We start from the raw sequence: 19,714 nt of genomic DNA, 5'->3' as shown, positions 1-19,714 counted from the left end.
TTATGTTTAAACCATTCAGGCTTATGGGTGCGGTCTTATTCAGCGTATTGCTGAGTATATCTGTAGCCCGTGCGCAGGAGGCGGACCCTGCACGTTATGCAATTGTCCCTTACCCTCAGCAACTGGTGCCCGCTGCAGGCGACTTTGTGATTACTTCAAAGACCAGACTGGTATTACCTTCCGACAAAACATTTTTCAGCAAGGAAGCCGCTCAGTTACAGGCACTGATCAGACAGGGGCTCGGACAGGCGTTACCTGTTGCCGCAAAAGCAGGCAATGGTACCATCGTGCTGAAACAGGACACTCAGCTGGCAGGAGAAGAAGATTATACATTAGCGGTAACGCCACAGCAGGTGACCATCGCCGCGAAAACACCGACAGGTATGTTCCGTGCGGTGCAGACGCTACGTCAGCTGATGCCTGTCGCTATTGAAGGGGTGAAAAACGCAAAGCTGGCGAAGATGGCGATACCTGCAGTAAAGATCACAGATCATCCTGTATACGGATGGCGTGGTATGCACCTGGATGTGTCCAGACATTTTTTCTCTGTAGATTATCTGAAAAAGTTCATCGACCTGCTCGCCCTGTACAAAATGAACAAGTTTCATATTCATCTTACGGATGACCAGGGCTGGCGTATCGAGATTAAAAAATATCCTTTACTGACAGAACAGGGCGCCTGGAGAGAATTTAATAACCAGGACTCTGTATGTATGGAAAAGGCGAAGACCAATCCGGATATGGCGATTGATCAATCCCATATCATCCGGAAAAATGGCAAAACGTTGTATGGCGGTTTCTATACCCAGGCACAGATGAAAGAGGTGATCGCCTATGCAGCGGCACGTCACATCGATATGATCCCTGAGATCGATATGCCGGGTCATATGATGGCGGCTATCAAAGCATACCCTTATCTGAGCTGCGAAGGCGGTTCTACCTGGGGGCCATTATTTACCACACCGATCTGCCCATGTAATGAGAAGACTTTTGAATTTGCAGAGAATGTTTATTCAGAGATCTTCGCTTTATTCCCTTCTGAATACGTTCACCTGGGCGCTGATGAAGTAGAAAAAAGCAGTTGGGCAAAATCTCCGCTTTGTGAAGGTGTGATGAAGGCTAATAACCTGAAGACTGTTGAAGAACTGCAAAGCTATTTTGTCAAGAGAATGGAGAAATTTTTCAATTCAAAAGGCAAAAAGCTGATCGGCTGGGATGAGATCCTGGAAGGTGGTATCAGTGAAACCGCTATACTTATGTACTGGCGTAGCTGGGTACCTGATGCGCCTGTAAAGGCAGCGAAAAACGGGAACAAGGTGATTATGACACCAGGTAATCCATTGTATTTCGATGGTATTCCTGACCGCAATTCCATCTCTAATGTATATCACTTCGACCCGGTACCAAAAGGACTGACAGCAGATGAAGCAGCGCATATCATCGGTGCACAGGCAAATACCTGGACGGAATGGATTCCTTCTGAAAAACGTGCCGACTTTATGATCTTCCCTCGTATGACTGCACTGGCAGAAGTACTCTGGACACATCGTCAGGATTACGATAACTATCTGTTGCGTCTGCATCAACAATACAAGCGCCTGGATCAGCTGAAGGTGCATTACCGTATGCCTGACCTGGATGGTTTTACGGATGATAACGTACTGGTAGGTAAAACGGTATTGAAATTACAAAAGCCGGCTCCGGATATCAGTATCCGTTATACGACGGATGGAACCGCGCCGACGATGTCTTCACCTGAATTACCGGAAGCGTTTATCGTACCGGGGCCGGGTACCATTAAACTGGCTTCTTTCAGTCCGTCCGGCAGCAGCAGCGATATTTATACGCTGAACTACCGTAAGCAGTCTTTCTTCCCTCCGGTGAATGTGGAGGGTTTACAGAGCGGCTTACAGGTACAGTATTTTGGTAGCTCCTATAAAGGCGTCACCAAACTGCCTGATACTGCAGACAGCATCGTTCATGTCAGCAATGCGATCATTCCGGAAGGAATGGGTAAAGGCGGTAAAGCTTTTGGTGCGAAACTGGTAGGGTATATTGAAGTGCCTGAAACAGCGATTTACAGCTTCTTCCTGACAGCAGACGATGGTGCAAACCTCTATATCGAAGGAGATAAAGTAGTAGATAATGACGGCTGGCACGCGCCTGTACAGAAGAGCGGACAGGTAGCCTTGCAGAAAGGGTTGCATCCGTTTGAACTGAAGTTTGTAGAAGGTGGCGGCGGATACACGTTGAAACTCGAATACAGGGTGAATGGTGGTAAAATCCAGGCAGTGCCGGATAGCTGGTTCAAGAGAAAATAAAAGAGCTATATAATAGTAAAAAAGCGGTCGCCATAGGTGACCGCTTTTTTTATTTTAATAATTCGGGTTCTGATAATAGCTGCCTCCTTCCTGTAAAGTATTCAGGAATGCAGACGGAATAGGACGTACTTCATGTTGATTGTCGATGAAATACTGTCCGACGTCAGGATTTGTTGACAGGAGATACGCTTTGTTCAGCTTCTTCGTACGTTTAAGATCATAGAAACGTACATATTCTCCGCAGAGTTCCCGTGCTCTTTCATCGAGGATGGCTTGTATGTTTACACTTCCCAGCGGAACGGCGCCTGCCCTTGTTCTGATCCTGTTGATGTATTGCAGGGCATTCCCACCGCCAGCATACAATTCGGCTTCTGCCGCGATCAGGTAGACTTCCGACATGCGCATTATAAAGGTGGCATTCAGATTACCATAGCGGTTGTTGTTTGGATTATTAACGTAGTAGTTGCTGCTGTTATGTTTGGTGAGTGAAGGGTAGAAACTGAAGAAGGGATTGGTGGTAGTGGTACCTCCGCCATCGAGTGGTCTGTTTACCCGGTTATATTGCATCTTCACGGATTTTGTACCGGCATCGTATACATCGGCATAGTCAACGACGAGATAGGGCTGCGACAACTTCGTTGCTACGCGGGCGCTATAGTCCGGATCATTGGGATGGATGAATGCGATACCGGGATCTCCTGTATTGAGGGTTGTACCCGTGCTGATATCATTACTCCGGTCAAATATTTTTAGTGCAGCGTCTGTCCAGCTATAAGTCGGCTTGTTGACCGTCCAGGAGGTCTGGAAGGATTTATGATAACGGGGATCCAGTGAGCCGTCCGGTTGTACAAACAAGCCAAGGAGATAGGCGCTGGGCATGAATTGTCCGCCGGAACGATGTCCCCAGGTTGTATAATCTGTCCCTACCTGTTGCATTGCGCCAAAGTCGGTGACTACACAATAGAACAGTTCATTGTTCATATTCATGTTCCAGGCATTATTGCTGACGCCTCCCACGACAAAACGGTGTGACCACAAGGACTCTTTGTTTGTGTAGTTATTGGTTTCCAGAAATACGTCGTCGAAGGTGGGATAGAGGTAGGTGTTGTATTTACTGCCACCACTTTCGCAATCATCGATCAGCAATTTAGCTGTTTCCAGTGCTTTAGACGCCATTGCCCTAGTCTCGTCGTATTCGACTGTCTGGAGGCAGGCACGGGCCAGGAAACCCAGGGCAGCCTTCTTAGACGGTTTGGTAGTGCCATTATCAACAGGTAACCATTTAACAGCAAATTCCAGGTCAGGAATGATCAGTTGTTTATAGGTATCGAGTGCGGAGGTTCTGACAGGATGCAGATCAACCGTAGCTGCAGGAACGGTTGTTAAGGTAACGCCGCCGAATTGCTCTACCAGGTTGTAGTAATACATGGCGCGGAGGAAATAGGCTTCTGCTACTACTTTGTTTCTTTCTTCTTCGGTTGTGAAGGGCGCGATTGCTGCATATCTGATAGCGGTATTACAGGAACCGATACCATCGTAACAGGAGTTCCAGACACCATTGCCGACTGTGAGATTGGAAGCGGCGCCGGCATTGTATTTAAAGAACTGCGACCAGGAAACGCCATTCTTCTGATAGGTCCAGATATCGGTGCCTGCTTCGCAGAACATCATCCATTGGTTATAGCCGTATAACTGGCGTTCCATGCCGAAATAGCAATTATTAACAAGGTTTCTGTAGCCATCGACAGAAGAAGCGGCGACCGATTCAATGGTGAATCCGGACGGATTGACTTCTTCCAGTGAGCAGGCGCTGATGCCTGTCAGCAAACTAAGTAGTAAAGCAGGTAATATATTCTTTCTCATGATTGCCAGGATTAAAAAGTGATGTTCATACCAAATACGTAGGTCGCGAAGAGCGGAAAGGTATCAGAACCATTTGTTTCAGGATCTGTCCCTTTCAGATCGCGATTCCTGGTAAAGATCAGCGGGTTGTAGGCGCTTGCATAGATCCTGCCCTTGCTGATATGCGCGTATTTCGTCAGATGGGCAGGGAAGGTGTAGCCGAGTGTAATTGTTTTGATCTTGATAAAAGAACCGTCTACATAACGAAGTGACTCTATACCCGTAGTGCTGTTGATACCGGGACGCGGATAGCGTGCGGATTGATTTTCGGGCGTCCAGTAACTGATGCCGGCCGGCTGACCGTCATCCGTTGTAGAATACCAGCCCAGCAGGCTACTGCTGATCATTTGTCCCCAGCGCATCATGGTGAATACGTTGAGATCGAAGTTGCGGAAAGTGACATTGTTATTGACGCCCAGGAGCCATTTAGGCACGGTTGAACCCAGTACCATCCGGTCGTTGATAGAGTAGGGGTGTACGCCTTTATCGCCTGTGCCATTGGCATCAAATTTCTCATTGGTAGCTACTTTCACAAAACCAGGTTTAGCGCCGTAAAGCGTGGCGGTAGCTTCATCGGCGGTGGCCCAGATACCCTGGTATTTGTAATCGTAATGGGCACTGATGGGTTGTCCGATGAAGAGTTTTTCTGATATCACGTCGCCATCCGGCAGGTATACGATCTTTTCTTTATTACTGGTGAAGGAGAAATTGGTACTCCATTCAAAAGCAGGTCTCACAATGTTACGGGTGCTGAGTGTGATTTCTACACCTTTGTTGTTGGTTTGCCCGATGTTCTGCCAGGTCTGTAAAGGAGAGGCCCATGCAGTAAGACCGGAAGTGACCGGCAGGGAGCGTTTGAATAAGAGCCCTTTGGTGTCTGTGTTGTAATAATCTGCATTCAGGGTGATACGGCCTTTTAATATGGTGAGGTCCAGTCCGATGTTGGTATTGTAACTTCTTTCCCAGCTGATAAGGGGATTGGAGTAGGTACCAAAGTTCTGGACGTTAGGAACGAGTTTACCATCCAGGGAGATCGCCTGGTAGGTAGCGGCCTGCGTCTGAGAGGAATAGGCGGACATACCACCGGAGTTACCCGTTACGCCATAGCCTGCACGGAGTTTTAGTTCATCCATCCAGTTGCCTGCACCCTGCATGAAGCTTTCGTCCGATACACGCCATGCGACTACAGCGGCGGGGAAGGTGCTCCATTTATGCCCTTTGGCGAGATGCGATACGCCGTCCCATCTGTTGGTGAGCGTCAGCAGGTATTTGCCTCTGAAGCTATAGTTGATCCTGCCGGCAAAGGACAGACGTTGACGTTGTTCGTAGGAGGAGGCGTTCCCTGTTTTCTGTGTGCCATTGCCCAGGTTGTAAAACTGGTAGTAATCCAGCTCCTGACCCTGACCTAGTGAGTTGTTGTAATCAGCACTGTTCTTCGCCCAGGAGGTGACACCGGTGACGGTGAGCTGATGATCTGTGGCGATCGTTTTATTGTAGGTAAGGATATTCTCCCAGGTATATCCGTAAGTGAATCCGTTATAGATAGCAGCCAGCGGCGCTGCATAGCCGGTTACGACGTTAGAAACGGCTTGTCTGCCCCAGTATTTACCATTGCGATAATTGTTGAGCGTGACACCTAATACGGAACGGTAGGAGAGATCTTTCCAGGGCTTGATATCCAGGTAGCCGTTCATGTATGCGAAGGTGGTGCGTGTGTTATCCGCATACTGATTAGGCAGCTGATCGCCAAGCGGTGTGGTTTCGCCCTGTACAAATACCGGGTTGATATTACCATTGGCATCATAGGCATCACCCAGTGGCAATGCCGATAATGATTTGGTAAAGATGTTTTTGCCCCTGGCATTCTGGATGGAGTAGTTGAGGTTGATATTGGTACCGACTTTCATCCAGCTGGCCATGTCGCGGTCCAGGTTCATACGTAATGCATAGCGGTTGAGGTTTTCATTGCTGAGAATACCTTCTTCCTTTGTATAGGTAAAGGAGGTGTAGACTTTTGTTTTTCCGGTGCCATCAGAGAGGGAAAGGTGATATTTCTGCTGCGTGGCGGTGTTGTCGGTAATCAATCCTACCCAGTCAATCCACTTCCCTTTGTTGTAGGCATCCAACACCGGTTCGGTGGTGAAGATCTGAGACATATCCTGTGGATATTCTCCGTTGGCGGTACGGTATAATTCTTTACGGTAATTGGTGTATTCATCCCCTGTCATCCCGTGAAAGAAGTGCGGACTACCGGAGAGGCCATAGAATACATCCAGGTTCACCGAAGATTTGCCCGTCTTCCCTTTTTTCGTGGTGATGATTACTACGCCATTGGAGCCGGCGGATCCGTAGATGGCGGTAGAAGAGGCATCTTTTAAGATATCGATAGAGGCGATGTCAGAAGGGTTGATCTGATCGTAGCTGCTTTGTATACCGTCTATGATAAACAGCGGACTATTATCACCATAAATGGAGCGGCTGCCACGCAGAAGGATATTGGGGTTGGTACCTACGGCCCCTGATCCCCGCATGATATCCATGCCGGCTACTTTACCCTGTAATGCTTCCATGGCATTGTTAACAGGCGTAGCGGTGATATCCGCTTCTTTGATTGAAACAACAGCGCCGGTCAGGTCGCGTTTTTTAACAGTACCATAGGCAATGACTACACTTTCCCCCAATTCCTGTACGGATGCAGTGAGGGTGATATTCAGCACAGGAGACGGCCCTTCCGTCAGCCGGATGTTCGCTGCATCACTTGCTTTTGCAGGCGTCGCGGCAATGCCTTTTTCAGTTGGTTTGAGTGTGCATTCCATGGTGTTGTAACCCATGCTGGAGATGACAAGGACCGCATTATCTGCAACGGAGGTCAGTGTAAATACGCCATTGGCATTGGTAGTAGCGCCGGCGGATGAACCTTTGACACGTATGGTAGCTCCGATGATGGGTGTACCATCGCTGCTTGTAATTTTCCCGCTGATGGTGATGGGAGGGCCGGAGGAGTGAATGGCTGCGAGTGAGATATGCGCATGGAAGGCGCAAATGAGCAACAGCAGCATTGTCAGTGTTTTCATAAACGTTTTTTTATAAATGCGTGAAATGTTCTCAGTGGAAACCGCCAATGATAGTATGGCTGGTCGGGCTATTCTCGTGGAATTGTAGCAATTGTGTATGAACGCGTTGTACAGGTATGTGCTATAACATGGAAGCGTCGATGGTTGTCGTTTTTATGGATATCAGGTCATAAAAGTATAAAATAGGTGTTATAATGACACTATTTGATTAGTATAATAGTGTAATACTACTTATTTGTAATTGAATATTGGTATGGGACAGTATAGGACAGTTGGTACTTAGAGGTGATGACTGCCTGGGGACATAGGCTGATATTGAGTCGTTTGCGATTTGTTGAAGTCTATTCACAGGATACAATTTATTTGTAACTTGCGGTCTGATCCCTGTACTATGAGTGTGCCTGTAGAGAATACCCTGATATTTTAACCCGCCTGATTAGTACTTAAAACAAGTGTAGTTATCATGATTCATTATGTTGAATACGGAGATATCTTTCAAGTGGAAGGTGTTGTTAATTATGCCCATGGCTGTAATTGTGCCGGGGCGATGGGGGAAAGCTGATGGGAAATAGTAAACCGTATATACCGAAAACAAAGTTTGACGATAAGGCTGTAGCGTTGCTACGGACCATGACGCCGGCGCAGATCCGGGAGGATGTACCTGCATTGCTGACCTGGTTGCAGGATCTGAACTGGCCGATTGCTTCAGACGTATCTGATTACCTGATACCCTATGTTAATGACATAAAAAATGAAATACTGGACGTCTTCCGGACATACGACGAGACCTGGAAACGTAATGTTTTATGTCTGTTGGGGGATGTTCCGCATCAGCTGGATGAGATGCTGCTCCTATCTCTGAAGAGAATGGCATCAGCACCTACACCCGGCGAAAAGGAAGAGGAAATTGATCTGCTTGCGATAGATATATTACTGCGACAGGCAGAGCTGCGTCAGCAGGATTAGGCTGGTTATTCCGGAAGCAGCGTATCAAAGTTTGCAATGTCGCTTTTTAGTTTCGTGATTCGTTTTTTCCAGACATGCCGGAGCAGGATGATCTGAACAGAAAAAATAGCGAGTATCAGCAATAGCAGCAGGTATTTATGGTTGGTGAAACTGATTACTGATGTAAAGAAAATCAACAGGCAGGCTGCGGCTATGATTCTGCTGCTGACTGATATGACTGCGTATCTCTGCAGGCGTAAAAGGGATTGCCGGAGCGACTGTGTGATTGTATCTGCATGTAGTGTTTTGGTGGCTAGTTTGTATCCCAGGATGCTGTGTATGATGGCAAACAGCGAAGCGCTCACCAATGCGATATTCGCATATATGGGCTTTCTGTCACCATCAAAGAAATCATAATAGACAATAAGGAATAAGATAAATGCAATTGTCTCTATGAATAGTTGTCTGCGCATCTTACGGAAGCCAGGTGCAGATAACATTGTTTTAAGTGTTTGTTGATCTTTAGGCGTATTGCCCAGGTTGTTCCACATTGATTTTAAAGGATCGTTTTGCATGGGTCATTTTTTTTGCTGTAATAGTTGATGCAATTTGTTTTTTATCCTGTTGATCTTCACGCCGACATTATTCTCCGTCATGCCTGTAATAGCTGCTATTTCCTGGTAGCTGAGTTCTTCGAGATACAGCGTGATAATTGCTTTGTCTGTATCATTTAACTGCCGGATTGCTATCCGGAGGCGTTCCATTTGTTCATTGTCATCCGGTATGCCTGCCGGCATATCAGGAAGGACGGAGGGGTATCTGAGATCAGGTTGTTTCCTGCGGAAGGCAGTCAGGGCGGTATTGATAGCAATGCGGTACAGCCAGGAACTGAACCGGGATCTGCCTTCAAATGAGGGAGCTGATTTCCATAACTGGCATACAATCTCCTGAAAGAGATCTTCCCTGTCTTCCGGGGAATCCCGGTAGAGCCAGCAGATCTTATGAATGATCTGTTGGTGTTGTTCGATTAGCTGTAAAAACTGCGTTTCATCCATGTGTTTTTATTGATGATGATATTCGTTCTGCTTTTCCGGCGGCGTTAATGCCTGCTTTACGAAACTGTTAGTTGCAGCTTTTTCAGAAAACTTACAGGAGGGCTTACAAATCGGGGATATTTTTATCCATGAGGGTCTTATGGTCTATGGCCCATTCTTCCAGTTGTTGCCAGATAGGGGTTAGTTTCCGGGCACTGTCGGATAGCCGGTACTCCACCCGTGGAGGAATTTCGGCATAGGCGGTCCTGATGACCAGGCCGTTCTTTTCCAGTTCCTGTAAATGTAGGGTGAGCATCCGGTCGGAGATTTCGGGGATAATGGCTTTGAGTTCGCCGAAACGAAGCGTTTTCTTTTCCAGTTTATACAGGATGACGAGTTTCCATCTTCCTGCCAGCATGTCGACGGCATACATCATTCCGCAGAAGCCGATCAGCTTTTGCAGATTGAGCGAATTGCTGGATGTGATTTTTCTTTTTCCCATTACTTACACTTTTGTGTGCTGCATACAATAAGCTGCACTGGTACCTGGTAATGTGCAGCAGTATAATTTTGCTGCTGTTACCATAAAACGGGATAAAAATATGAAAATACTGATTGTACTAGCCCATCCGGAATTGAAGAGTATGAATGGGGCAATGTTTGAAAGGGCGATAGCGGTACTGACCACGGCGGGGCATGAGGTGCAGGTATCTGATCTCTACAGGGCACAGTTTAACCCGGTGTCTGACCGGAATAATTTTACCACTACTTATGATGCGGCATTCTTTAAACAGCAGCTGGAAGAAATGCATGCGGTGGAAAGTGCTGGTTTTGCGGCAGATATTGCGCAGGAGCAGCAGAAAGTGGAATGGTGTGATCTGATGATCTGGCAATTCCCATTGTGGTGGTTCACGGTACCGGGTGTATTAAAAGGCTGGGTAGACCGCGTATTTGCGATGGGGCGGTTTTATGGCAATAGCCGCTGTTATGAAACCGGTATGCTGCAAGGGAAGAAGGCGCTGTTGTCACTTACGACGGGAGGCTCGGAGGAAAGTTATCTGAAGGATGGATTACATGGGGATCTGGCGGGTATTCTGAAACCGGTACACCGTGGTATGCTGGAATTTGTAGGGTTTAGTGTGCTGGCGCCACAGGTGGTATATGCGCCGGTCAGACAATCTGTGGAGGAGCGGGAGACGCTGTTAGTTGACTGGGGCACGCGTTTAGAAGGGATTTTTGAGGAACAGCCCATCGTCGTAGGAGGGTATTGAGCATTATGCTGGATTTTTTTTCTTATACCTATGTTCGTTTATGCTTCCCGATCAATTAAAGAGGCCATCTATAAGCATCCTGCCGCTGTTATTAACGATTTCTCCCTGGATATATACTGAAGACTTTCCCGCTTACTATCAAGTAAATTATAGCTGTTTATTCCCTACCTTCGCGCCCATGAAAGACTACAAAAAACACTTCATCATCCCGGCGCCGCCGGAAGACCTCTATAAAGCGCTCACCAATCCGGTTACTATTCAACTCTGGACGGGCGAGCCTGCGGAAATGTCTACCGAGCCTGGTACGGAATTCTCCCTCTGGGGCGATAGTATTGTAGGGATGAACCTGGAATTTGAAGAAGATAAGAAAATTGTGCAGGAGTGGTATTTCGGTGAACAGGAAGATGCGTCTATTGTGACGATCATCCTGCATCCGAACAAAAAAGGCACCGACGTTGAACTCAGGCATACCAATATACCAGACGAAGCTTACGAAGACATCGTAGGTGGATGGAATGAGACTTACTTTGGCGCACTGATTGACTTTTATACTGAATAGTGATGAAAGCCGCCAGTGTCAGCGAATTAAAGAAAGAATTGCAGGAGGTTCCACCGGCACAGCTGGTGGAACTATGTCTGCGTCTGGCTAAGTTCAAGAAGGAGAATAAGGAACTGCTGAACTATCTGTTGTTTGAATCCCACGACCTGCAGAGTTATATAGAGTCTGTCAAGCAGGAGATGGACGAAGCCTTTGCAGAAGCTCCTAAACAGCATATTTATTTTGTGAAGAAGCATCTCCGCAAGATCCTCCGCGCTACGAACAAGCATATCAAGTATACCGGCTCTAAACAGGCCGAAGTAGAATTGTTGTTGTATTTCTGTACGAAGGTAAAGAAAGCGGGGTTCAAGATAGGAGAGAGCGTAGCGCTCACAAAGCTATACGTGCAACAGGTGAAAAAGATTGAGAAATCTATTTCACTGCAACATGAAGATCTCCAATATGATTACCAAAGGCAGCTTGAGCGGTTGTAAGCTGCTATTCAGCGCCTTCAGACATATCCATTTCCAGCAATTTACTCATACCAGCATATTCTGCGGAGGCTTCCGGGCACAACATGGTTCCTAAAGAGGCAACTGCCTTCTTTGCAAGCGTTTCAATGTCGGAACTGGTAGTAAAGAAAGTTGGCGTATGTTCCTTCATTTGTCTAAGCAGGTTGTTCTTGTGTTGTATAGAGAGACCAGCTAACGTTTTCAATCTTTCAGTAGTCGTATTATACAATTCTTCGTAGTAAAAAAGGATGTTCATAAAAGCACTTGTTTGTACGACAAATGTAGCCCTTAGGTTATAATCAAAGCCATATGGAAATCTTATGAGCCATAAGATTTAGTTATAGATAGATTTTGCTAATTTGATGAAACGCTTATTCAGTTCGCTGGTTTCACCTTTGCGCTGAATAAAGTAAAAACTACGTTCGATACGCAGGCCTTCGAACTGTAAAACCGCCAGTTCTCCAAGTTGTAACTCCTTGACAATCGAACGCGTAGACAAAAATCCTACACAACCGGATTCTACCAGGAAATTCTTTAATGCTTCCGTTCCGCCAAGCCGGACGTTAATTTTGAGATCATCAAGGCCGATCTTACTTTTCTTCAACCCCTGTTTGATTGCTTCCAGGGTACCGCTGCCGCGTTCACGGATGGCGAGGGGCATGTTCAGGATCTCTTTAAGGGGGTATTCCTTCTTTCTTACCAGGGGATTGTTATGACTACATACTGCTACGATCTGATCCTTTAAAAAGGGCTGATAAGTCACATTACTGAGCTTACCTTTTTCTTCGGTCACCCCGATATTTATTTCATTGTTCAGGAGGGCATCCAGCACGATTTCGCTGTTCCTGTTCAGCAGGGAGATCTCCACCCTGGGATATTCCTGGTTAAAGGCGGACATTACCCGGGGTAGTATGTATAGGGCGGCTGTAGTGCTCGCGCCCAGGTTCAGTCTGCCTGTAGCCTGTAATTTGTCTTTCATGACGGAAATGTCGAACTCCGTCTCCTGCTGGATCATTTTTACTGTCAGCAGCCGTTTGTATAATAACTGCCCGGCTTCTGTCAGCTCTATATGGAGTCCTTTTCGCTCAAATAGTTTCGTCTGATACTGTTCTTCCAGGCTTTTAATATGGCTGCTCACTGCGGGCTGTGAGATGAATAATACTTCGCTTGCTTTCGAAAAACTCCTTTCACGGGCCACTTCCATAAATACCAGATGCCGGGTCGATAACATAGGCTTTTATTTGTATCCAAGGTATTTAAAATACCAGTCTGTTCCAAAAGAGTTCATCAGGCGGAAAACTATCAAATAGAATATCAGTTACTTATGATTTTTACACAATGAAACTTTCAGAATATTTTGAAAGTTCGAATATTAATACCTAGGTTTGTATCACAAAAGCAACCTTCTGCCAGTCACCTGAATGTACCCGGTATGAACACACTCGCTTACATCATTTATCTCCTGATCACCTACCTGATAACTGTGCGTGTTGGCCTTGTATTCTTTCGTAACGGCAGGGTTTTTATACTCGGTCTGCTGAAGGATGATGTGTCTCTCACTGACGCTATTAACCGCATATTACTAATCGGCTATTACCTGGTCAATCTGGGATATGCTGCATTGATGATCAGTACCTGGAGCACAATTCACAACTGGGTGGAACTGTTTCTGTCCATCACCGTGATGACCGGAAAGATAGTGATGACACTGGCTGTTATGCACTATATCAACATGCTTGTTATTTACTTTATCAGTAAACGAAATAAAACAATTCTTCACCCTTAAAACACTGTTGTATGGCTAGAACGCTCAATTTCACCGCTTACCTGATCTATCTGCCGATCGTTATTTTTCTAACATGGTATGTAGCGCATACTTTATTTAAGAACAGTAAAGTATTCATGCAGGATATTTTTAACGGCAAGTCTGATATCGCATTGGCCACTAACAAACTCTTTGAAACAGGATTTTACCTGATCAATCTGGGTTTTGCTTTCTGGGTAATGGAGATCACGCGTGGTTTGCTTGACAACCGGGATATGGTAGAAGCGCTGAGTACTAAAATAGGCGGTTTCTGTATTAACCTGGGTCTCATGTTGTTCCTGAACCTCTATCTGTTCTTCAGAGGCAGAAGAAAAGCAAAAGCACGTTATACACCACTGAGTGCAACACCTAAAATAGAAGGATGATCCGCGGTCTGTCATTATCCCTATACCGGATCAATTAAGAATTAGGAATTAAGAATTAAGAATTGATGTGAAAGGGCTGCCAGGTTAGATATGGAGGGGCTGTAGGAAATGTAAAAATATCGAAATTAAATTATGAGTTCATCCTTTGTTAAATACCTCAAACTACAACGCCTGCTTTATTTAGAAGCAGGTGTTGTAGTTTTAAGTATCTGGTGTTTTATTGTATCAATAGTTTTTTCGTAATTGCTTTTTCACCATAGGTGAATTTTACAACGTATACGCCTTTGGGCAACTGCGGAAGGTTCAATCTTACTTCCGGCTGTGCTTTGGCCGCATATACCTGTCTGCCGCTCAGATCATAGACAAACAGGTGTCCCTGACCGCTGTAGTTGGAGATGATCACTTTGGCCTGACCATCCGTAGCAGGGTTAGGTAAGATCTGTATAGCAGGTTCTTTCAGCTTTGCAATAACTTCATTGGCGACTGCTGCCGCTACGGCTGCCGGTGAACTGTTGGCCAGTATCACCGTACCATATCCTGAAGTATTTTCATAGTTGAATAAGGAACCAAACCATACTGCCTGACCGTCACGCGCTCCGCCATTATCATCATCGTCATACGCTGCGTCAAAACCGAAGGATACGCCTGCAGCAGGCGTAATATTCAACTGTGACCACGGAATACTCATCTCTATGGTGTATCCGCCGGTGATAGCAGCATAGGCGTGTTGTATGCCTGTTACAGCTGTTTTACTGAACAGGGAACTGCTGTTGTATGCTTTGATGAACTGGTTATCGCGTCCGTCAAAAGTGCTTCCTTTATTGTTGTTGGCGTCGATGAAGATTTCAACGGCATCATTATCCCATGGATCAGGAGAATCTGCATAGAGGGAGCCGTCCAGCACTTTTACACCGATATACAGGTTGTTTGCATCCCAGAGTACGCCGAAGGTGGCTGTGTTGTTAGGCGAACCGGTGGTTACCTTGCTGATCGACTGTGATAGATTCCAGCTGCTTTCATTCAGATTACCATTTACGGTGATCGTACCGGCAGCAGGACTTGCCTGTATAGTACCCGGTTGATTCGGATCAATGACTGAGCCTACTATCACCTGTACCTGGTCGCTGGAAGACGATGTACCATCATTTACGGTCAACTGGAACACATAAGTGCTGCCGTTTGTCAGACCGCTGATAACAGGATTGGCAATGGCTGTATTGCTGATCGTAGCGGCAGGACCGCTTACTTTTGTCCAGCTGTAGGTCACTGCATTCCCTTCAGGATCTGAGCCTGTACCCTGTAAAGTAACCGTTGTGGTATTAGCCGCCAATGTAATGTCTGCGCCGGCATTTACCACAGGCGGCTGATTCTGCGGACCGCTGCAGGTGGTGAGGTATACGGTACCAAATACGGAAGGATTGGAGAATGCCGTGGTATTCGTGGCAAAAGAAGCGATCTGCGCATCCCGTGTACCATTGTTATCATCATCGTCGATCTGTATGTCGAGTCCGATAGGTTTACCTACAGCTGGTGTTGTTCCGATGGTTGTCCACGGAATAGCCACTTCCAGGTTATAACCGGTTGCAGTGGTATATTGTCTGAAGTTGATACCTGTTGTTCTCGTTGCAGAATTGGAGCCGGTGTGTACTACATTGTCATTCCAACGGAAGCCCAGCTGGAAGTCGTTTGCTCCATCGTAGGCACTTCCTTTACTGTTGTCGCCGTCCAGGAATATTTCTACAACATCATCTTCCCACCAGCTGGCGCCAGAGTCGGAAATGCGGGTTGCATCATTGACTTCTATCAACAGATAGAGGTTGGTATTATCATACATGGCTCTCCATTTACCAGCATAATCGGAAGGTAGTCCACCTAATATGACATTGCTGATATTCCTCACCGGAGCAATAGACCATGCTGCATCGATTGTATTGTCAATGACAGGGGCCGTACCGGATACCTGTGCGATGACAGGTGATATGCAAGGAGGATTATCGTTATCGGCAATCGTAATGGTGGCGATGGTATCACCGCCCAGTTTATAGGAAGCATCCGGTTTTAAGGTCAGGCGTAATGTTTCCGGACCTTCAAACACGGCGTCATCCACTGTTGTAATGTTGATGACTGCGGATGGTTGTGCCGGCGTTAGTGTGATTGTGCCACTCAGTGGAGGGTTGGCATTGTAATCATTGGCGCTGGCGGTACCGGATACCGCATATTTCACATTAATGCTTTGTGACAGGGAAGAGGTGCTGACTGTAAATCTGCCTGCTGCGCCGCCTTCAGCTGCATTCGGTAAAGTCGCAGTGATATTCACGCCGGGTAGTATTGTTACTTTACGCGTAGCGGTGAAATTACCGCTGGCCGTAGTCACAGTGATATTGGCTGTACCGATACCTACAGTGGTCACTTTACCGCTGGCGTCTACTGTTGCTACAGAAGGATTAGAACTATTCCAGGTGACGTTTTTGTTGGTCGCATCAGCAGGGATGATATCAGCTGACAGCTGCAATACCTGGCCTTCTGTGAGGGTGGTATCATTCGCCGGTTTGATATTCACGCCTGATACGGGAATGTTGATGTTCTGGATGATCAGCTGGAAGCTGTTATTCCGGTTAAGGTACGCGCCTGATTCAGCATTGGTGACTGTCAGGTTGTTGAATGTGGCCGTCTGCGATCCTGCCTGGACATATAGTCCGAAACCGCCGTATACGTCAGAAGGCACATCTCTTACAACAGGATCGAGGCCGGTACCGTCGATGGTGGTGTTATTGAATACGAGGTGATGCAGATTATTGCCGTAGATCTGGATACCGTCGCGTTGCGAGCGCAGAATGGTATTGTTGTCAAATTGCATGTTGAAAATACCGGTACCGCCTGCATAGAATTCGATCGCACCTCTTTTCTGGTCCCACAGGTCATAGCTCGTGCCACAACCGATCATGGTGTTTTCATATACTTTGATAAGATCACCAGGATATTCAAACGTAAAGCCGGGGAAGTCGTTGGTAAAACGGATTGCGGAACCGCCCACGCCGTCTTTGATCAGGTTGTGATGGATCTCATGTCCGGTACCGCCGAACAGGGCGATACTGCCTGCGCGCCAGTTGTTTTCGATGGTATTGTACCGGAAGATGTTGTTACGACAGGTAGCGTTATTGCCTGCTGCGTTGGCAGGCCATACGGCCAGACCATCATCACCGTTATTCCGTACGCTGGATTGTTCCACTACGGAGTTCGAAGTACCCTGACAGAAGTTTACACCGTCTGCATAGTTGTTGCGGATACGACATCTGGAAATAACCAGGTTGTTAGTGATGTCGATCGGATAAGGGGGATCGTAACCAGCTATCCAGAAACCGCATTCGAAGTGCTCCACCCATATATCGTGTATACGGGAGCCGGTGCCATAAGTACCCATAAAACCTTTATAGGTTTTGTACATTTCACCAGGGAGTCTCGGATTGGATTCGTCGTATTTCAGCCGGTCATTGTTGATTGTACTGAGTGTAAAATTAGAGATCTCTACATTGCTGGCACGGCCCATAAAGCCGCCATAAAATTGTTTGTCGGTGGAGAAATTAACGTCTGTGTACCAGATGCCTGCGCCCTGGATTTTCATGTTGCTGACATTCAGGGCCAGTTTATCGCTCAACAGGAAACGACCTGCCGGGATATACACGTGTTTACCCTGTGAAGCCGCTGCGGCGATACAGGTATTGAACGCCGCAAAGTCGTCTGTCTGGTCGTTGGCGGTAGCGCCATAATCTGCAACAGACAGGAAATTGGCTGGTAGCGGCAAGGCTGCAGGGACAGCTTCTACTTCCACAAAGTCGATACCATAAGTAATGGCGTCGTTGTTGTCTTTGCGGATGCTGAGTTTGTCGCCTGCATTCATGGGCGCATCGAGCCGGAAATGGACTTCATCAAAACGCATGAAGGTTTTTCCTCCGGGCGTCTGCACTGGGTCGGCAGCCGGGAAGTACTGGTAGGCCCAGTAGGAGGAAAGGTTGATCGTACGTACTTTAACGCCATTGACATACAAACCGAGGCTACCGGTACGGCCTGCGCCTGTATTGTCATCAGGCATGGTGAAACGCAGGTTCACCCCTTGTGCGGGCTGCGTAAGGGTCCATTCAACACCTGCGCCATTTGTAGCGAGACTGACATACTTCTGGTCAGATGCTTCGGAGGCGATTTGTGTCTGAATGAACTGAGGTGATTGCTCCAGGGCTGCACCTCCGTCTAAGGCTGCATTTTCTGCTTCATAACGGGTGTAAGGCATCTGGTATGCGCCGCGAGGTAAGCCATCGCTTTGCGCCAGCAGTACGCTACTTTGCATCAGTAACAGTAAAAAGCATATCGTACGGTACCAGCAAGGAATTTTCCTCAGGTACCTGAGCCGGGCAGGACCAGCCTGCGTAATTGACGCGGAATGTTCCGCTTTCGAGGGAAAAGAAACGGGTTTTCTCATTATGGTAGGTATTTAGAGACAGGAGTGTTTTCCAGGGGCCTCTCATTTTCAACAACGTGGTAATATTTTCATCCGTGGTATCTCAAAGGAAAAGAAGTCGGCTGAAATGGGCAAGTAGTACGGAGAAAATATAGAAAATACGGGCGGTTGCAAGCAGGTCTTCTTCTTTAATTTTCTCATTATCAGTAGGCTGCAGATATATAACTACCTTCATTGATATAGGTGTTCTGGAGGGGGACTGCCTTCATCAGTCTGATGTTTTCCCAGGTATTTCATGTCATTTTTTGGCCGGATATTTTGTTTAATTTAGCGCTACCTATGAAATACCTATACCATGGAAATTAAAGCTCGTTTCTCCCAGATCGGATATGTCTTGTTAGGAGTGTGGGGCCTGTTTCTTGCGGCGATGACATTTTTGGAATATAGTCCCTGGGTGTTGTTTACTTATATCGCATTGACAGTGTGGCTGATCGGCGTCAGACCATTTATCTTTACCATTCGTCTGGATAAAGAAAGGATCACTATTACCTGGTTCAAGTTCTTTATTCAGCGGACGACCAGCAGGGACATCCAGCATATCAGACTGGAGGTGGTTTATCCTGGTGGGGAGGAAAATCCTGAAGAGGCGATCCTGCATATCTTCAATGGAACGAAATGTATACATCAGGTGTATGCCAACCGTGGATTTGAGGAAGCTGATTTCAGGCGGCTGATCGTTAAACTGGAGAAATTTAAGATTGCCGGACAGGGGGTGAATAATTAGGAATTAGGAATTAGGAATTAAGAATTAAAAATTAAGAATTAAATGAAGCTTGGTACTGAGTATAATATTGTACAGCATTGGATGAGAGTGGGCATTGGGCTGATCGCATTGGTGATGTTCTGTTATTCCCGTGATGGGGTATGGGTATTTTTCCTGGCGTTTCTGATCTTGCTGACTATTGCCAGCAGACAGCAAAAGACTTATTCTATTGTGCTGGAAGACAATATGCTTGTGTTGACAGGCGCTAAGTTACTGATCAGGAATGTTGTCAGCTATCATGTACAGGACATCTGGCTGGAACTGATTCATTCAGGGTCGACAGGTGAGGCGAAGGACGCTATACTGAACGTATTTGAGGGAAAGAAATGTGTACGCCAGGTGCATGTGAAAGAGGGATATACCGAAGAAGAATTCAAAAACCTGATCACTGCATTTTATGTGATGAAGACGTCGACGCCAGTCTGACGTTTGTTAAATATCCTGTTTATAGCAGATAAACAGGATGTATCGCCGCTACATACCCGACGTATACGTGGACTTGATCGCGAATTGATTCTCTTTAGATCAATGTGTGCAATTATTAATAGTATTCCTGTATGACGGGGCAGGAGGGAATGCACGCTCCGCTGCGGTAAAGCTCCGCAGGCATCCGGGAAACCGGGCATTCAATAAACAAAAACGACAATCTAT

Annotated in this window: 18 protein-coding genes; 9 read left to right on the top strand and 9 right to left on the bottom strand. The window is 46.6% G+C overall.

The features are described 5' to 3' along the window. Positions 1–2: 2 nt before the first annotated feature. Entirely contained in the window at positions 3–2,321 is a 2,319-nt protein-coding gene (locus tag CPIN_RS24765) for a family 20 glycosylhydrolase (RefSeq protein ID WP_063715338.1), read from the top strand. 54 nt (positions 2,322–2,375) lie between these two features. On the opposite strand, the gene CPIN_RS24760 is transcribed toward CPIN_RS24765, so the two are convergent. Continuing rightward, positions 2,376–4,184, bottom strand: coding sequence for a RagB/SusD family nutrient uptake outer membrane protein (locus tag CPIN_RS24760; protein WP_012792594.1), 1,809 nt, complete (start codon positions 4,182–4,184; stop codon positions 2,376–2,378). A gap of 11 nt (positions 4,185–4,195) precedes the next feature. Beyond that, positions 4,196–7,297, bottom strand: coding sequence for a SusC/RagA family TonB-linked outer membrane protein (locus CPIN_RS24755; protein ID WP_012792593.1), 3,102 nt, complete (start codon positions 7,295–7,297; stop codon positions 4,196–4,198). A gap of 561 nt (positions 7,298–7,858) precedes the next feature. Here CPIN_RS24755 and CPIN_RS24750 point away from each other — a divergent pair. Then, the gene (locus CPIN_RS24750; RefSeq protein WP_012792591.1) at positions 7,859–8,263 is read left to right on the top strand and encodes a DUF5071 domain-containing protein; all 405 of its coding nucleotides are present in this window, start codon (positions 7,859–7,861) and stop codon (positions 8,261–8,263) included. Between the two features lie 5 nt (positions 8,264–8,268). Here the strand turns inward: CPIN_RS24750 and CPIN_RS24745 are convergent, their stop codons facing one another. The 3 genes from CPIN_RS24745 to CPIN_RS24735 form a co-directional block, all read right to left on the bottom strand. Then, on the bottom strand, positions 8,269–8,817 hold the full coding sequence (locus CPIN_RS24745) for a hypothetical protein (protein WP_012792590.1): 549 nt from the start codon (positions 8,815–8,817) through the stop codon (positions 8,269–8,271). Between the two features lie 3 nt (positions 8,818–8,820). Then, positions 8,821–9,297, bottom strand: coding sequence for an RNA polymerase sigma factor (locus tag CPIN_RS24740; protein ID WP_012792589.1), 477 nt, complete (start codon positions 9,295–9,297; stop codon positions 8,821–8,823). 103 nt (positions 9,298–9,400) lie between these two features. Next, positions 9,401–9,778: a winged helix-turn-helix transcriptional regulator gene (locus tag CPIN_RS24735; RefSeq protein WP_012792588.1), complete on the bottom strand. Its 378-nt coding sequence runs from the start codon at positions 9,776–9,778 to the stop codon at positions 9,401–9,403. Positions 9,779–9,878: 100 nt separating this feature from the next. On the opposite strand from CPIN_RS24735, the gene CPIN_RS24730 reads away from it, so the two are divergent. From CPIN_RS24730 to CPIN_RS24720, 3 genes are all read left to right on the top strand, one after another. Then, a complete protein-coding gene (locus tag CPIN_RS24730) occupies positions 9,879–10,547 on the top strand; it encodes an NAD(P)H-dependent oxidoreductase (RefSeq protein ID WP_012792587.1) in 669 nt (222 codons plus the stop codon). 178 nt (positions 10,548–10,725) lie between these two features. Further along, complete coding sequence (locus CPIN_RS24725; RefSeq protein ID WP_044222394.1) at positions 10,726–11,106, top strand: SRPBCC domain-containing protein; 381 nt, start codon at positions 10,726–10,728, stop codon at positions 11,104–11,106. A gap of 2 nt (positions 11,107–11,108) precedes the next feature. Further along, complete coding sequence (locus tag CPIN_RS24720; RefSeq protein WP_012792585.1) at positions 11,109–11,579, top strand: hypothetical protein; 471 nt, start codon at positions 11,109–11,111, stop codon at positions 11,577–11,579. Between the two features lie 4 nt (positions 11,580–11,583). Here CPIN_RS24720 and CPIN_RS24715 read toward each other — a convergent pair whose 3' ends face one another. Together CPIN_RS24715 and CPIN_RS24710 are read right to left on the bottom strand one after the other, a co-directional pair. Further along, on the bottom strand, positions 11,584–11,853 hold the full coding sequence (locus CPIN_RS24715; RefSeq protein WP_012792584.1) for a hypothetical protein: 270 nt from the start codon (positions 11,851–11,853) through the stop codon (positions 11,584–11,586). 78 nt (positions 11,854–11,931) lie between these two features. Then, positions 11,932–12,828 carry a LysR substrate-binding domain-containing protein gene (locus tag CPIN_RS24710; RefSeq protein WP_012792583.1) on the bottom strand — a complete coding sequence of 299 codons (897 nt, stop codon included), beginning with the start codon at positions 12,826–12,828 and terminating at the stop codon, positions 11,932–11,934. A gap of 201 nt (positions 12,829–13,029) precedes the next feature. Here CPIN_RS24710 and CPIN_RS24705 point away from each other — a divergent pair, with 201 nt between their 5' ends. Further along, positions 13,030–13,383, top strand: coding sequence for a hypothetical protein (locus CPIN_RS24705; protein WP_012792582.1), 354 nt, complete (start codon positions 13,030–13,032; stop codon positions 13,381–13,383). 11 nt (positions 13,384–13,394) lie between these two features. After that, positions 13,395–13,787, top strand: a complete 393-nt coding sequence (locus CPIN_RS24700; RefSeq protein ID WP_012792581.1) for a hypothetical protein — start codon at positions 13,395–13,397, stop codon at positions 13,785–13,787. A gap of 217 nt (positions 13,788–14,004) precedes the next feature. Here CPIN_RS24700 and CPIN_RS24695 read toward each other — a convergent pair whose 3' ends face one another. Both CPIN_RS24695 and CPIN_RS39490 read right to left on the bottom strand, forming a co-directional pair. Continuing rightward, positions 14,005–18,129, bottom strand: a complete 4,125-nt coding sequence (locus CPIN_RS24695) for a sugar-binding protein (RefSeq protein ID WP_044219645.1) — start codon at positions 18,127–18,129, stop codon at positions 14,005–14,007. Between the two features lie 214 nt (positions 18,130–18,343). Continuing rightward, positions 18,344–18,475 carry a hypothetical protein gene (locus CPIN_RS39490; protein ID WP_272867902.1) on the bottom strand — a complete coding sequence of 44 codons (132 nt, stop codon included), beginning with the start codon at positions 18,473–18,475 and terminating at the stop codon, positions 18,344–18,346. A gap of 120 nt (positions 18,476–18,595) precedes the next feature. On the opposite strand from CPIN_RS39490, the gene CPIN_RS24685 reads away from it, so the two are divergent. Further along, complete coding sequence (locus CPIN_RS24685) at positions 18,596–19,024, top strand: hypothetical protein (protein WP_012792579.1); 429 nt, start codon at positions 18,596–18,598, stop codon at positions 19,022–19,024. A 42-nt stretch (positions 19,025–19,066) separates the two neighbouring features. Further along, positions 19,067–19,489 (top strand): hypothetical protein, encoded by a 423-nt coding sequence (locus tag CPIN_RS24680; RefSeq protein ID WP_012792578.1) that lies wholly within the window; start codon positions 19,067–19,069, stop codon positions 19,487–19,489. Positions 19,490–19,714 lie beyond the last annotated feature (225 nt).

The organism is Chitinophaga pinensis DSM 2588, from assembly GCF_000024005.1.
Lineage (GTDB): Bacteria > Bacteroidota > Bacteroidia > Chitinophagales > Chitinophagaceae > Chitinophaga > Chitinophaga pinensis.
Note: the sequence above shows the minus strand (reverse complement) of the source record. Positions and strands in the feature narration are given on the sequence as shown.